Annotated in this window: 12 protein-coding genes; 10 read left to right on the top strand and 2 right to left on the bottom strand. The window is 72.3% G+C overall.

The annotated features are described in order from the left end of the window. Positions 1-723 precede the first annotated feature (723 nt). The 6 genes from IF655_RS00565 to IF655_RS30940 all read left to right on the top strand — a co-directional run bounded on the left by IF655_RS00565 (position 724) and on the right by IF655_RS30940 (position 8,301). A complete protein-coding gene (locus tag IF655_RS00565) occupies positions 724-1,695 on the top strand; it encodes a hypothetical protein (protein ID WP_199581392.1) in 972 nt (323 codons plus the stop codon). 50 nt (positions 1,696-1,745) lie between these two features. After that, entirely contained in the window at positions 1,746-2,324 is a 579-nt protein-coding gene (locus IF655_RS00560) for a Uma2 family endonuclease (protein WP_199581842.1), read from the top strand. 154 nt (positions 2,325-2,478) lie between these two features. Next, positions 2,479-3,756, top strand: coding sequence for an aspartate kinase (locus IF655_RS00555; RefSeq protein ID WP_018547903.1), 1,278 nt, complete (start codon positions 2,479-2,481; stop codon positions 3,754-3,756). A 200-nt stretch (positions 3,757-3,956) separates the two neighbouring features. Then, complete coding sequence (locus IF655_RS00550; protein ID WP_374100153.1) at positions 3,957-4,982, top strand: aspartate-semialdehyde dehydrogenase; 1,026 nt, start codon at positions 3,957-3,959, stop codon at positions 4,980-4,982. 341 nt (positions 4,983-5,323) lie between these two features. Next, complete coding sequence (locus IF655_RS00545; RefSeq protein ID WP_374100152.1) at positions 5,324-6,028, top strand: SigE family RNA polymerase sigma factor; 705 nt, start codon at positions 5,324-5,326, stop codon at positions 6,026-6,028. A gap of 548 nt (positions 6,029-6,576) precedes the next feature. After that, on the top strand, positions 6,577-8,301 hold the full coding sequence (locus IF655_RS30940) for a hypothetical protein (RefSeq protein WP_242488474.1): 1,725 nt from the start codon (positions 6,577-6,579) through the stop codon (positions 8,299-8,301). Here the strand turns inward: IF655_RS30940 and IF655_RS00535 are convergent. Next, complete coding sequence (locus tag IF655_RS00535) at positions 8,271-9,086, bottom strand: SURF1 family protein (protein ID WP_199581391.1); 816 nt, start codon at positions 9,084-9,086, stop codon at positions 8,271-8,273. The genes IF655_RS30940 and IF655_RS00535 overlap by 31 nt on opposite strands. Before the next feature lie 96 nt (positions 9,087-9,182). On the opposite strand from IF655_RS00535, the gene IF655_RS00530 reads away from it, so the two are divergent. Continuing rightward, positions 9,183-10,973 carry a prolyl oligopeptidase family serine peptidase gene (locus IF655_RS00530; RefSeq protein ID WP_242488473.1) on the top strand — a complete coding sequence of 597 codons (1,791 nt, stop codon included), beginning with the start codon at positions 9,183-9,185 and terminating at the stop codon, positions 10,971-10,973. A gap of 27 nt (positions 10,974-11,000) precedes the next feature. Here IF655_RS00530 and IF655_RS00525 read toward each other — a convergent pair whose 3' ends face one another. Beyond that, on the bottom strand, positions 11,001-12,794 hold the full coding sequence (locus tag IF655_RS00525) for an NAD-binding protein (protein WP_199581837.1): 1,794 nt from the start codon (positions 12,792-12,794) through the stop codon (positions 11,001-11,003). Positions 12,795-12,950: 156 nt separating this feature from the next. Between IF655_RS00525 and IF655_RS00520 the strand changes: the two genes are divergently transcribed. From IF655_RS00520 to IF655_RS00510, 3 genes are all read left to right on the top strand, one after another. Further along, positions 12,951-13,985: a permease gene (locus tag IF655_RS00520; RefSeq protein WP_199581390.1), complete on the top strand. Its 1,035-nt coding sequence runs from the start codon at positions 12,951-12,953 to the stop codon at positions 13,983-13,985. Next, the gene (locus tag IF655_RS00515; protein ID WP_199581389.1) at positions 13,982-14,773 is read left to right on the top strand and encodes a TIGR03943 family protein; all 792 of its coding nucleotides are present in this window, start codon (positions 13,982-13,984) and stop codon (positions 14,771-14,773) included. Before IF655_RS00520 ends, IF655_RS00515 begins: the two co-directional genes overlap by 4 nt. A gap of 97 nt (positions 14,774-14,870) precedes the next feature. Beyond that, on the top strand, positions 14,871-15,344 hold the full coding sequence (locus IF655_RS00510; RefSeq protein WP_199581388.1) for a carboxymuconolactone decarboxylase family protein: 474 nt from the start codon (positions 14,871-14,873) through the stop codon (positions 15,342-15,344). The last annotated feature ends 32 nt before the right edge of the window (positions 15,345-15,376 follow it).

Below are 15,376 nucleotides of genomic sequence, written 5' to 3'. Positions count from 1 at the left end.
GGAGCAGGTGTGGCCACACTGATCGGCTTCGCCTTCGTGGATCTGGGTACGGCGGACCAGGTCGCGAGTGTGGGGGGAGGGGCCGTCGGTCTCGTCGGCTTCGCGCTCGCGGTGATCGCACAGTTCGGTGGCGCGTCCGCCGCCCCCTCCGCCCCCTCCGCTTCAGCGCGTGATGTCCACGCCTCCGGCGAGAGGGCGATCGCAGCGGGCGGAAGCATCGGTGTCGCGTCGACGGGTGGTGCGGCGTCGCCGGGTTCCCCCCTGCCACCTCGCGCGCCTGGGTCCGGCGCACCGGGCATCGGCGGCGTGACCGCCTCCGGTACGGGGTCCATCGCCGCGGGCGGTGACATCGGCTCGGCGTCGACAGGCAACTGACACGGTCGCAGCGACCACATATTCATCGCCGCAGTTCAGCCCGAGGCTTGAGCCTCGGGCTTCGAGCTTTTCCATGGGTTTCCGGGCTGGGTGAAAACCAACCCAACCAACCAAGTTCCCAGGTGAGTTGAAGTCGCCTACCCGAAAGTGTGACTTTCTGTGATCGGCTTGCGCTGAAGAGTAAAGCCGCCCTAGGTTCGCGGCAATAGATCGGCCCCGGTCGGTGCGGCAACACCGGCTCCGGGGCCTCGGCCTACGTATCGAGGAACCTCGATACCAACCAATCGAGGAGCCCCGGCCGTGGCTTGCTCATACCCTAGTGCTGCCCTGCCGTCCCCGTCCCACCCCATGGCCAAATCGGGCTACGGCAAGCGCTCTGCCGGTGACGAACATCCGCACGGCGACCCGGACTTCGCACATCTGAGCCCTCGTGACCGCGAGATCGCCGTCTTCGTCGACCATCTCGGCGACGGTCACGCGATGGGCTACAAGGCGATCGCCGCCGTACATCCCCGCTACGGCCAGCAGGCCGTGCGCACGTCGCTGAAGCGCATCACCGCGGCCGGCCACCTGCGGCACATCCGGGAGCACCTCACCGTCGAGGACAACTCGATGCGCTGGGTCACGCGGACGTACTGGTCGCGTACGCCCAGGTCACCGGAGTGGTGGGCGGAGTTCGTACGCGAGCGCAAGGGCCTGGACGTCACCGACCAGTACGAGTCCGGGCTGGCGCGGGCCGCCGAAGCCGCCCCGGCCGCACTCGACGAGCAGCCCTCCGAGGAGCCCTCGGACGAGCCCGGCGACGCCTATCGCACCCTCGCCGACCTGCGCGACGCCGACCCGCGCATGGCGCTGTCCGCGTCGGACTGCCGTTCCCTCGAATCCCTCGCCGCGCAGTGGCTGGCGCTCGGCGCGACGCCGCAGGAGATCACCAAGGCCCTGACCGACGGGCTCCCGCCCGCCGTCACCAACCCGGGCGGACTCGCCCGCAAACGACTGGAGGACAAGATGCCCCCGACGAAGGCGAAGATCCGGCAGAAGACCGGACGCCGCGCCCGCATCAACCGCGTGATCATGGCCTGCGTCACCTGTGACGCGGACGAGCGGACGACGGAGATCATCGACGGGATCTGCCGTGAGTGCCATGCCGAGATCGAGGCGGATGAGGCGGCCGAAATGGAAGGGCCGCCGATCGGATACGTCCCGGAGACGTTCCTGCGCGACCCGGCCGACGACACCGGGGTGGTCGACGTGACCCACTGGGCGGCCGAGCTGCGCAGGGCCGCCAGGCTGCGGCCCAGGGCGGGGAGGGACGTATGAGCGTGCAGGAGGCGCAGGCCGGGGCACCATGGAGTCGAGGAGGCGACGCCATGACCCCCAGGACCGAGGACAGGCCGCAGATGTCCGTCGAGGAGTTCGAGGAGCTCGAACGCCGTGCCCCGGAGACCGTGCGGCTGGAGTTCATCAATGGGAAGGTCCAGGTCAAGCCGGTGACCGATGGCAACCACGACCACATCATCGCCTGGTTGCAGCGGCTGTGCATGCAGCATCGCCCCGAGCTCTGGTTGTACGGGGACCGAGGGATGAAGGTTGAGCGCTATCGGAAGGGGCGGGCACGTCCGGATGGCGTTCTCGCGCCGTTCGGATTCCCGGCGGGGCACGGAGACTGGTCCGACGCAGGGGGTGTACTGATGGCAGTGGAAGTAACGTCGCATGACTCCGACACCAACCAGCGGGACCGAGTCGAGAAACCCGGCGGCTATGCCGCAGCAGGTATCCCTGTGTATCTGCTCATCGACCGGGACGACGGCTCGGTCGTGGTGTACAACCAGCCGGAGAACGGCCGCTACCTCCACGCCGAGAAGCTGCCCTTCGGCGCCTCCGTCAAGCTGCCCGACCCCGTCGACATCATCCTCGACACCGCCCCTCTCAAAGAGTTCGTCGACTGACGCGCTGTGACGCGGGGCACGTTCCGCGTGAGGGGCGGTGGGCTGGGCAGGTTCGGGACCGGGCGGACGATGTCTCACCATGCGGGAGCGCGGTGGCCGATTTCGGACGCTCGATAGACTGAGCCGACACAAACGAACCGAGCGAGGAGCGCACGTGGGCCTTGTCGTGCAGAAGTACGGAGGCTCCTCCGTAGCCGATGCCGAGGGCATCAAGCGCGTCGCCAAGCGGATCGTGGAAGCGAAGAAGAACGGCAACCAGGTGGTTGTCGTCGTTTCCGCGATGGGCGACACGACGGACGAGCTGATCGATCTCGCCGAGCAGGTGTCTCCGATGCCTGCCGGACGTGAATTCGACATGCTGCTGACCGCCGGAGAGCGTATCTCCATGGCCCTGCTGGCGATGGCGATCAAAAACCTGGGCCACGAAGCCCAGTCGTTCACCGGCAGCCAGGCAGGCGTCATCACCGACTCGGTCCACAACAAAGCCCGGATCATCGACGTCACGCCCGGTCGCATCCGCACCGCGCTCGACGAGGGCAACATCGCGATCGTCGCCGGGTTCCAGGGCGTCAGCCAGGACAAGAAGGACATCACCACGCTGGGGCGCGGCGGGTCCGACACCACGGCCGTGGCGCTCGCCGCCGCCCTCGACGCCGAGGTCTGCGAGATCTACACCGACGTGGACGGCGTGTTCACCGCCGACCCGCGCGTGGTGAAGAAGGCGCGGAAGATCGACTGGATCTCCTTCGAGGACATGCTGGAGCTGGCCGCGTCCGGCTCCAAGGTGCTGCTCCACCGCTGCGTGGAGTACGCCCGCCGGTACAACATCCCGATCCACGTCCGCTCCTCCTTCAGCGGACTCAAGGGCACGTGGGTCAGCAGCGAGCCGATCGAGCAAGGGGAACAGCAGGTGGAGCAGGCCATCATCTCCGGTGTCGCGCACGACACCTCCGAGGCCAAGATCACGGTCGTCGGCGTGCCGGACAAGCCGGGCGAGGCCGCCGCCATCTTCCGCACCATCGCGGACGCCGAGATCAACATCGACATGGTGGTGCAGAACGTGTCGGCCGCCTCCACCGGGCTGACCGACATCTCCTTCACCCTGCCGAAGACCGAGGGCCGCAAGGCGATCGACGCCCTGGAGAAGAACCGCCCCGGCATCGGCTTCGACTCCCTGCGCTACGACGACCAGATCGGCAAGATCTCCCTCGTCGGCGCCGGGATGAAGACCAACCCGGGCGTCACCGCCGCCTTCTTCGAGGCGCTGAGCGACGCGGGCGTCAACATCGAGCTGATCTCGACCTCCGAGATCCGCATCTCGGTCGTCACCCGCGCCGACGACGTCACCGAAGCCGTGCGCGCCGTGCACACCGCCTTCGGTCTGGACTCCGACAGCGACGAGGCCGTGGTCTACGGAGGCACGGGCCGCTGATGAACCGCCCCGCCCCGGGCCCGGTCGTCGAACTCCCGTCTGCCTCGCGACGCCATGCACGCACTCTCGCCGCACCGGGCCCAGACCCACGTACATCCAGTACGAGGGCCGGGGCCCGGCACGCCGAGAGCACGCACCTGACGCCGCAAGGCCCGCCCTACGGGCGGACGCCGGGAGTTCGACGACCGGGCCTCGCGGTCGTGGGGGCGACCGGTGCCGTCGGCTCCGTCCTGCTCCAGATCCTGTCCCAGCGCGCGGACGTGTGGGGCGAGATCAGACTGCTCGCCTCCCCGCGCTCGGCCGGCCGCAAGCTGACCGTGCGCGGGGCGGAGACCGAGGTCGGCGCGGTGAACGAGGACGCCTTCGACGGCATCGACATCGCGCTGTTCGCCGTGCCCGACGCGGTCGCCGCCCAGTGGGCGCCGCTCGCCGCCGCGCGCGGCACGGTCGTCGTGGACACCTCCGGCGCCTTCCGGACCGACCCCGAGGTGCCGCTCGTCGTCCCCGAGATCAACCCGCACGCCGTGCGCAACCGCCCGCGCGGCATCGTCGCCAGTCCGGGCGGTACGACCCTGTCGATGATCGTCGCCCTCGGCGCGCTGCACGCCGAGTACGGACTGCGCGAGCTGGTCGTCTCCTCGTACCAGGCGGTCAGCGGCGCCGGACGCGCCGGGGTGGAGACCCTGCGCGCCCAGTTGTCCCTCGTCGCCGGTACGGAACTCGGCGGCGCCCCCGGTGACGTACGGCGGGCGGCGGGCGAGCTGACCGGACCGTTCCCGGAGCCGGTCGCGCTCAACGTCGTCCCGTGGGCGGGGTCGCTCGGCGCGGACGGCTGGTCCACCGAGGAGCTGGGGGTGCGGGAGGAGTCCCGCAGGGTCCTCGGGCTGCCGGACCTCCCCGTCGCCGTCACCTGTGTCCGGGTCCCCGTCGTCACCGTCCACTCGGCGACCGTCCACGCCCGCTTCCAGGACGAGGTCACCGTCGACGGCGCCCGCGAGATCCTCGCGACCGCGCCCGGTGTGGTGCTGTGCGACGACCCCGCGGCGGGTGAGTTCCCCACCCCCGCGGACGTGGTGGGCACCGACCCCACCTGGGTCGGCAGGGTCCGGCGGGCGCTCGACGACCCCGCCGCGCTCGAACTCTTCGTCTGCGGCGACAACCTGCGCAAGGGCGCCGCGCTCAACACCGCGCAGATCGCGGAGCTGCTCGCCGCCGGGAACCTGTAGGAACGGTGGGGGAATCCTGTGGATTCCGTAGGATTGTTTTAAGAAATGTGGCCGGAACCATGGTCCACACCACTTGAACCCCGGCTTCACGGCAACAGAGGATTTCCTCCCCGCCCTCCGCAACCACGCGAAGGGCGGGGAGCGTCTTTGCGGTCACCGTGTGGGGCCGTAGGGCGCGGGAGTCCGGCGCGGGGGCGCCGTGATCGGGGGCGTGTGACGCCCGTTCGACGAGGACACAGGGGATGAGCGGGACGCATGGCGGCACTTGAGGAACCGTCGGTCGTCGCACATGTGACGCCCGGCACGTACAACCCTTGTGGGGGTGCGTGTGTCCAACTGACGTGGCAGAGGTACTCGAATTCGCCCCGATGCTCTTCGAGCAGGGCGTATCCCCAACGGCAGGCGGCGCCGCGGCGCTCCGTCCGCCCCGCGCCGTCCTCCGGCCGCGCGCGTTCGGCGACATGCCGGTGATCGCGCCGATGCCCACGGGACGGCAGACCCGCATACCCGGCCAGCGCGACGGCTCCGAGGACCAGGCTGCCGACGCGGCCGCCGGTACGACCGTCGACCATCTCACCGAGACCTACCGCGCGCACTACCGCTCGCTGCTGGGGCTCGCGGCGCTGCTGCTCGACGACACCGCGTCTTGCGAGGATGTCGTGCAGGAGGCGTTCATCCGCGTTCACTCGGCGCGCAAACGCGTGCGCGACCCCGAGAAGACCCTCGCCTACCTCCGGCAGACGGTCGTCAACCTCTCCCGCTCCGCGCTGCGTCGGCGCATCCTCGGCCTGAAGCTCCTCTCCAAGCCGATGCCCGACATGGCGAGCGCGGAGGAGGGCGCCTACGACCAGTTGGAGCGCGACTCCCTCATCAAGGCGATGAAGGGACTCCAGCGCCGCCAGCGCGAGGTCCTCGTCCTGCGCTACTTCGCCGACATGACGGAGGCGCAGGTCGCCGAGACGCTCGGCATCTCGCTGGGCTCGGTCAAGGCGTACGGCTCCCGTGGCATCGCCGCGCTGCGGGTGTCGATGGGGGCGAAGACATGAGCGGCAACGCTCCGCGCGAGCGGGATCCGAACACCGGGCACGACGACACGCCTACGCACGCTGGGAACGGAACTGTGAAGCACGGCCCCCAGGGGGACGGCCGGACCACCGGCGAGAACCACGAGACGCCTCCGGCGGTTCCGGGGGCTGCGAAGTCTCCGGCTGTTGCCGGGGGTTCGGAGGCGCCGGGTGCCCGAGAGATGCCTGCGGCGGTTTCGGGGGTTGTGAAGTCTCCGGTTGCTGCGGGGGGTTCCGAAGTGCCGGGTGCCCGCGAGGCGGCAGAGGCATCCGAGGGGTCTGCGGCTTCCGAGGCTGGCGGGGATTCTGAGACGCCGGGGGTTCGCGAGACGCCTGCGGCGGTCTCGGGGGCTGCGAAGTCTCCGGTCGCTGCCGAGGGTTCCGAGGCGCCGGGCGCCCGCGAGGCGGTTGAGGCGCCCGAGGGTGCTGCGGCTTCCGGGGCTGGCGGGGATTCTGAGGCGCCGGGGGGTCGCGAGGTGGCGGAGGCATCCGAGGGGTCTGCGACTTCGGGGGCTGGCGAGGACTTTGAGGTGCCGGGCGCCCGCGAGGTGGCAGAGGCACCCGAGGGTGCTGCGGCTGCCGAGGCACCCGGGTCCGCCGAGGCGTCCGAGGCTGCTGACAACCCCCGGGGCTCGACGGTCACCCCGGTCGCGCAGGCTGCCGAGACCGTCCGGATGGCCAAGGCAGGCGGGGCGGACAAGGCGCCCTCCGCCGCCGAGGGCGTCGAGAACCCGGACGAGCAGCCGACCCGGGCGCTGACCCAGACCTCGGACGCGCAGCTCACCCAGAAGCTGACCCAGGTCCCGGACGAGACCCGGAAGCTGGCCCAGCAGTCGGACGAGCAGCCCATCCAGAAGCTGCCCGAGACTCCGGACGCGCAGCCGACCCGGATGCTGCCCCAGACCCCGGACGAGCAGCCCACCCAGGCGCTGACCCCGAAGCCGGACGCGCAGCCCACCCAGAAGCTGCCCGAGACCTCGGCTGAGCAGCCGACCCGGGTGCTGCCCCAGACCTCGGACGAGCAGCCGACCCGGAACCTGCCCCAGCAGTCGGACGAGCAGCCGACCCGGAACCTGCCCCAGCAGCCGGACGCGCAGCCCACCCAGAAGCTGAGCCAGCCCCCGGGCGAGGCGCGCACCGCTGAGCCCGCTGGGAAGGCGTCCGGTGACGGTCTCGCTGAGCTTGCTCGGCTCACCGGGCTGCCGGGGCTGGGTGATCTCGGTGGTCCGCAGGATGTGGAGAGCGGGCTGGGGTCGGACGAGCTGGCGTTGCGGCGGCTGCTGCACACCGCGGTGGACGACATCGCGCCGAGGGACGGTTCGCTGGACCGGCTGCGGCGCGCCGTACCCGCGCGGCGGGCCAGGAAGCGGCAGGCGGTCGTGGGCATGGCGGCGGCAGCGCTGTTCCTGTGCACCGCCGTCCCCGCGCTGGTGCACGTCTCCAACGCGGGCGGCACCGACCCCAACACCGCCATGGCGGGCCAGTCCTCCGACGCCCAGGGCACCCAGGGCAAGAGCAGGAGCGGCGGCGCCACCGAGGGCACCGGCGGTCAGGCGGGCACCACCGCAGGTCAGCACGGCAAGGACGGCGACAAGGGCGAGCCCGGGAAGAAGCACTCCGGCGGCGACGGCTCCACCGGCGGCGCCGACCCCTCCGCGACCCTCGCCTCCGGCGGTCCCGCCTGCACGGCAGGACAGCTCAGCGCGACCGGCGCCACGGACGCCCCCGACTCCTCCGGCGTCGTCTACGGCACCTTCCGCGTCACCAACACCTCCGGCACCGCCTGCACCGTCACCGGCACCGGCTACGTCGGCGCGACAGCGCAGGGCGCCGCCGACCCCGCGAAGGTCACGACCGCGACGCACGTACCCGGCGACGCGGCGGCGGCGCTGCCAGCGCCCGGTCTGGTCGTGTCCACGCTGGTGCTCCAGCCGGGCGCGTCGTACGCCGAGAAGTTCGGGTTCGTGCCCTCGGAGACCTGCCCCGTCCAGGGCGGCGCGACCGGCGGCACGGGCGGTGGCGACCCCACGCCCGACCCGACCCCGACCGGCGGCACGGACGGCAGCGCGAGCGGCGGCGCCGAGAACACCGGTGCGGAGGGCGTGGCGCCCCAGCTCGTGGCGGACGGCGCTCCCGCCGACGGCAGCGTGCTCGTGACGTACAGCGGGACCGGCGGTACGCCGAGCGCCTCCGCGACGGTCCCGAACGCGTGCGCCGGAACGGTCTACTTCACCGGGATGGTCCCGGGAGCCTGAGCCGGCGGCTCGGCGTCCTGCTGCTCAGGCGGCAGGATGCCGAGTTCGGCGTCCCGCACGGCTTCCGCCTCGCGGCGCAGCAGCCGGAACCACATGAAGACCACGAACCCCGCGAAGACGAACCACTCACCGGTGTAGCCGAGGTTCTGGAACGCCTTCAGGTCGAGCCCGGTCCCGGCGGGCGCGGTGGCGGGGACCGCCTTCATCCCCGCGTCGCCCTGGTCGAGGGTCACCCACGCGTCGTACAGCTTGTCCGGCACCAGGTTGACCAGCGAGGCAGGGCTGATCGCGCCCGTCTGCCCGGCGGGCAGTCCGCCCTGGGCGCTGACGCCGTTGTCCCCGGGGGTCTCGGGCGCCTGGAGCGCGCCGGTGACGGTGACCTCGCCGGTGGGCGGCGCGGGCGCGGTGCGCGCGTCCGCCCTCCCCGGCAGCCAGCCGCGTACGACGGGCAGGGACTGACCGCCGCCGGTGCGCAGCAGGGTCAGCACGTAGTACCCGTTCCGGCCGTCGAGCTGCCGGTCCGGGACCAGCAACTGCTTGCCGTACCGCCCGCTCGCGGTGACCCGCTCGCCCGAGGTCCGCTTGTCGACGGGCAGCATCGTGGCCAGCGGACGTGCCGTCTCGCTGTGGTCGGAGGCCGCCTGCTCGGTGGCGGTACGGGAGTCCTGCACCCGCCCCTCGAACCGGCTGAGCTGCCAGGACCCCATGAACACGCAGAACGGGACGGCGAGCAGCACGAAGACGTTGATGCCCCACCAGCGGGGTGTCAGCAGAAACCGGTACACACCCCAACGGTACGGCTGCCCCCCGGGGCGCCTTCGCCGGGGGCCCGCGTGCGCCTTGTGCCGACGCGGGATTGCCCGGTCGGGGATGCTAGGGGCATGAGTGAAGCTGTGGAGATGCCCGACTGGGAGAAGCGGTTCCGGGCGCCGCGCGTCTCGCTGCCCGACTGGGCCGAGGACGCGCCGGAGCGGTCGCTGTTCGTGTCGAACGCGACCGGCACGTACGAGCTGTACGCCTGGGACCGCGTGAGCGGTGCCCAGCGGCAGGTGACGGACCGCCCCAACGGCACGACCGACGGGGTGCTCACCCCGGACGGCGCGTGGATCTGGTGGTTCGACGACAAGGACGGCGACGAGTTCGGCGTCTGGCGCCGCCAGCCCTTCGCGGGCGGTCCGGACGAGCCCGCGGTGCCCGGCATCGAGCCCGCCTACTCCGCCGGGCTCGCGCTCGCCCGGGACGGGCGTACGGCGATCGTCGGACGGTCCACGGACGAGGACGGTACGACGATCCACCTGGCGCGGACCGGTGAGGAGCCGGTGCTGCTGTACCGGGACCGGGAGTCCGCCGGGGTCGGGGACCTCTCCCACGACGGCACGCTGATCGCGATCGAGCACACCGAGCACGGCGACGCCATGCACGCGGCGCTGCGCGTCCTGCGTCCCGACGGCAGCGCGGTCGCGGAGCTGGACGACACGCGCGGCGGCACCGAGGAGCTGGGTCTCGAGGTGCTGGGCTTCGCGCCGGTCGACGGCGACACCCGGCTGCTCATCGGGCACCAGCGCCGGGGTCGCTGGGAGCCGCTGGTGTGGGACGTGGCGACCGGCACGCAGACCGACCTCGCGCTCGACCTGCCCGGCGACGTCGCCGCCGAGTGGTACCCGGACGGCAGCGCGCTGCTGATCTCGCACGGCTTCGAGGCGCGCAGCGAGCTGTTCCGCTACGACCTGTCCTCCGGCGCCCTGTCCCGCATCCCGACCCCGCCGGGCACGGTCTCGGGGGCGACGGCGCGTCCCGACGGCAGCGTGGAGTACCTGTGGTCCTCGGCTGCCGAGCCGCCGGTGGTCCGCTCCACCTCGGGCGAGGTCGTCCTGGACCCGCCCGGCATGAAGTGCCCGCCGTCGGTCGCGGTGGAGGACGTGTGGGTGGAGGGTCCGGGCGGGCGCATCCACGCCCTGATCCAGAAGCCCGCGGGCGCCACCGGTCCCCTCCCGACGGTCTTCGACCTCCACGGCGGTCCGACCTGGCACGACAGCGACTCCTTCGCCGCCGGTCCCGCCGCCTGGGTGGACCAGGGGTACGCGGTGGTCCGCGTCAACTACCGCGGCTCCACCGGCTACGGACGCGCCTGGACCGACGCGCTCAAGCACCGGGTCGGTCTGATCGAGCTGGAGGACGTCGCCGCCGTCCGCGAGTGGGCCGTCTCCTCCGGTCTCGCCGACCCCGAGCGCCTCGTCCTCACCGGCGGCTCCTGGGGCGGCTACCTCACCCTCCTCGGTCTCGGCACCCAGCCCGAGGCGTGGACGGTCGGCATCGCGGCGGTCCCGGTCGCGGACTACGTCACGGCGTACCACGACGAGATGGAAGCCCTGAAGGCGATGGACCGCACCCTCCTCGGCGGCACCCCGGAGGAAGTCCCCGACCGCTTCGAGGCGTCCTCCCCGCTGACCTACGTCGACCAGGTCAAGGCACCCGTCTACATCTCCGCGGGCGTCAACGACCCCCGCTGCCCCATCCGCCAGATCGACAACTACGTCGACCGCCTCCGCGACCGCGGCGCCGCCCACGAGGTCTACCGCTACGACGCCGGTCACGGCTCCCTGGTGGTCGACGAACGCATCAAGCAGGTGTCCCTGGAGATGGACTTCGCACGACGGCACCTGGGCCGCTGAACCGGGTGCCTCGGGGGCTGGCAGGACTCAACCGAGTTCCGCCAGCCCCCTCCGCGTCGCCGCGATGACCACGCGGTCGCCCTTGCGCAGGACGTAGTTCGGGGGGACGTCCGGGTAGCCCTCCAGGGCGAGGGTGCGCCAGGCGCCGGGGCGGAAGGCTTCGGCGAGGGTGTGGCCCTCCAGTTCGGGGTGGCCGGTGACCTCCACCGAGGCGAAGAGGAGGACCCGGCGTTCCACGGGGAAGGCGCCCAGGACGCGGCGCCCGAGCATCGCGCCCGCGAAGGCGGGGGCGGACAGATACGTCACGCTGCGGCTGCGGGTGGTCGCCTGGGGGTGGGCGGCGCGCAGGGTGCGGTAGACGGCGGTGGCGAAGTCGTCGTCGTAGAGGCGCAGGACGACCCGTACGTTCGGGTGCAGGGAGCGGGCGTAGAGAGCCGCTTCCAGGTTGGTGGTGTCCGCGCTGGTCACCGCGAGCAGGGCGGAGGCGCGGTGGATCTTCGCCGCCTCCAGGACGCCCTCCTGGGTGACGTCACCGAGGACGACCGGGACACGGAGCCGCCGCGCCACCGCGAGCCCGCGTGCCTCCGGACCCGACTCCACGCACACCACCGGGATGTCCAGCTCCCGCAGCCGTACCAGCACCCGGGTGCCGATCTTGCCGAGACCGAGCAGCACGACATGCCCGCCGAGCCCGCGCGGCGGCTTACGGAGCGCCCCCACCGTGCGGAACGTGCCGAGCCCTTCGAGCACCGCCGCCAGCAGGACCGGCAGCAGCAGCAACCCCGTGAGCCCGGACAGGAGTTGGAGGATCTGGCGGCCGAGCGGCTTGCCGAGCGCGGGGTCGTCGATCGCGAACAGGTCCAGGAGCGTCAGGTAGAACGCGCCGAGCGGATGGATCCCGGTGACGAGCCACAGCGCCACCGCCAGCGCGAGGACACACGCCGCCAGACCCGCCAGCGACCACCTGAGGCGGGGCGAGAACAGCGAGGCGAGCGGCGGTACGACCCCCATGCCGAGCCCCGCCCCGGCCGCCTGTCCCGTGCTCGCGGAGACCTGCTCCAGCACGATCCGCGCCCGGTGCCCCGCCTGCCGCACCTCCTCGTCGTCGGGCAGCATCCGGGGACGCTGGTCGGGGGAGCCGTCCGCCGCCTCGGGGGCGGAGAGCAGCGCCAGCGTGCACAGCCCCGGCGCGCCCTCCGGCGGAGCCGCCCGCTCCACCGCGCGCAGCATCAGCCCGTCGGTGTGCACGACCCGGCTGGTCCCGGTGAGCGCGGTGGCGGCCAGCGCGGGCGCGGCGGTGTCGGCGTCGGACAGCACGCTGGTCGAGCCGTCGGGCAGCCCGAGGTCGTCGTCCCCCGCCGCCAACGCGGCTGCCTGGTCGAGGAGTTCCTCGATGTGCTGCCCCAACCGCCGGTTGTAGAGCCGCAGGACGAGCCGCACGCGCGGGTTCAGCCGCCGCGCGGTCAGCGCCGCCCGGATGTTGGTCTCGTCGTCCTCGTACACCAGCGCCAGCGCCGCCGCCCGCTCCACCCCCGCCTCCGCGAGCACGGCTTCGGTGGCAGCGGGAGCCTCCACCACACGCTCACCGTAGGAGCGTTGAGAGGGCGGCGGCGGAACCGCCGCGTTCACCGCGCCCCGCCCGACCGCCGCGTTCACCACCCGGTCGAACAGCGCCGCCGACGCCGACCGGGGCGGTCCGACCATCGGCGGTCCCGCCGTGTCCGCGCCCGGCGGTACGACCAGGACGACCTGCTCGCCGTAGACTCCGCGCAGTTCGGCGGTCAGCCGGCGCGCGAGCCCGTCGTCGCCGCACACCACCATGTGCCCGGACGCTCCGCCCGTCCCGCCCTGTCCAGGAATGCTCCCCACGAGGGAAAAGAGTGCCCCAAGGAGCGCCCCGGTTCCAGGGATGGCGTGAACGGGCGCGCCCCGGGGTGCGTACCGCCCCGAAGGAGTACCGATCCGGAGGGAACACCCGTGGCCATCACCGAGGACGCCCCGCCCACCCGCGCGGGCGAGGAGGGGAAGCCCGGCGGGGAGGGAGAGCCCGGCGGGGAGGGCCGCCCGCGCCTCAGCTCGCCGCTCGTCCTGACGCTGGTCCTGCTGCTCGCCGTCCTCGCCCAGTCCCCGATCCGCGGCGCGCTCGGCACCCCGGTGATGCAGAGCTGGACGACCGTCTTCGTGGCCGTCACCGTCCAGGCGCTGCCCTTCCTGGTCCTCGGCGTGCTCCTCTCCGCCGCCCTCGCGGTGTTCGTGCCCGCCTCCTTCTTCGCCCGCGCGCTGCCCAGCAGACCCGCGCTCGCCGTCCCCGTCGCCGGACTCGCGGGCGCCGTCCTGCCCGGCTGCGAGTGCGCCTCGGTGCCGGTCGCGGGCGCGCTGGTGCGCCGGGGCGTGACCCCGGCCGCCGCCCTCGCGTTCCTGCTCTCCGCGCCCGCGATCAACCCGGTCGTGCTCACCGCCACCGCCGTCGCCTTCCCGAACAACCCCGAGATGGTGGTCGCCCGCTTCGGCGCGAGCCTCCTCGTGGCGTGCGGCATGGGCTGGCTCTGGCAGCGCCTCGGACGCACCGACTGGCTGCGCACCCGCGCCCACGGCGCCCACGAGGGCGCGACCAGGGGCGAGACGTTCTGGAACTCCGTACGCCACGACACCGTCCACGCGGGCGGCTTCCTGGTGCTCGGCGCGATGGCCGCCGCCACGCTGAAGGCGGTCGTACCGGCGACCTGGCTCCGGCTGGCCGCCGACAACCCGGCGCTGTCGGTGCTCGCGCTCGCCGTCCTCGCCGTGCTGCTCTCCATCTGCTCGGAGGCGGACGCGTTCGTCGCCGCCTCGCTGACCCAGTTCTCGATGACCGCCAAGCTCGTGTTCCTGGTGGTGGGACCGATGATCGACCTCAAACTCTTCGCCATGCAGGCGGGCACGTTCGGGCGCGGCTTCGCGCTCCGCTTCGCCCCCGCCACCTTCGCCGCCGCCGTCGCGGGCGCGCTCCTGACCGGGGCGGTGCTCCTATGAACCGGCACGCCCAGGCGGCGGTCCTCTTCCTGCTCGGCGGCGCGCTGCTGCACGCGGGCACGACGGATCTGTACCTGCGCTACGTCAAGGCGGGACTCCAGCCGCTGCTGCTCGCGGCGGGGGTGGTGCTGCTGGTGACGGCGGGGGCGACGGTCTGGTACGAGTGGCGGCGGGGGAAGTCGGCTTCGGCGAACGGGAGTTCGGAGGAGCCGGGGCGCCCGGAACACGAGGCGCAGCTCAGGGAGCACCACGAAGACGAGGGGCACGAAGACCACGCCCACCCCGAACCCCGCGTCTCCTGGCTCCTCGTCCTCCCCCTCCTCGCCCTCATCCTCGTCGCCCCGCCCGCCCTCGGCTCGTACAGCGCCCTGCGCACCGGCACCGCGCTCCAAAAGCCTTTCGGCTACGACCCGTTGCCCGCGAGCAACCCCGTCCCGCTGAGCGTGGTGGACTACGCCTCCCGCGCGGCGTACGGGCACGGGAAGAGCTTGCACGGCCGCGCCGTCCGCGTCACCGGCTTCCTGTCCCTGGACGGCTCCGGCAAGCCGTACCTCGTCCGCATGGCGCTCAACTGCTGTGCGGCAGACGCCCAGCCGGTCAAGATCGCCCTGACCGGACAGCTCCCGCCCGTCCTGCGCCCGGACGCCTGGCTGGAGGTGAAGGGCACCTACCGCCCCGGGCTCACCCGTGACCCGGTCAACGGCGGTCCGATCCCGTATCTGAAGGTCACGTCCACCAGACCGGTACCGACGCCACGCGACCCGTACGACGAGACCTGGAACAAGTAGGCGGCGGTGACGCGGGTCACACGGAGCCGTGTCACACCCCGGCGCCGCCCTCCGTCGTAACCGTGTATCCATCGGAAACGGCACCAGGGAGCACGGCATGGAAGCCCGACTCAACGTCTTCGCCAACCCGATCTCCGGCAAGGTCATCAAGCATCTCGGCGCCGCCGGGCGCGCGGTCTCCGAGTCCGCGCTGCCTGCCTCGACGCAGGAGCTGGTGAAGATCCGCGCCAGCCAGATCAACGGCTGCGCCTTCTGCCTCGACATGCACACCAAGGAAGCGGTGCACGCGGGCGAGACCCACCAGCGGCTGCACCTGGTCGCCGGGTGGCGCGAGGCGACCGTCTTCACCGACGCCGAGCGCGCCGCCCTGGAGCTGGCCGAGGAGGGCACCCGCGTCGCGGACGCGAACGGCGGCGTCCCGGACGAGGTGTGGGCGAACGCGGCCAAGCACTACGACGAGGAGCAGTTGCTCGCGCTGGTCACCCTCATCGCGCTGATCAACGCGTACAACCGGATGAACGTGATGCTCCAGCTCCCCGCCGGTGACTACCAGGTGGGTCAGTTGGTCTGAGCGGAACCTGTGAGACGGCGTGTGCGCACGGT

Origin of the sequence: Streptomyces sp. DSM 110735, from assembly GCF_016482685.1 — a bacterium.
Lineage (GTDB): Bacteria > Actinomycetota > Actinomycetes > Streptomycetales > Streptomycetaceae > Streptomyces.
Note: the sequence above shows the minus strand (reverse complement) of the source record. Positions and strands in the feature narration are given on the sequence as shown.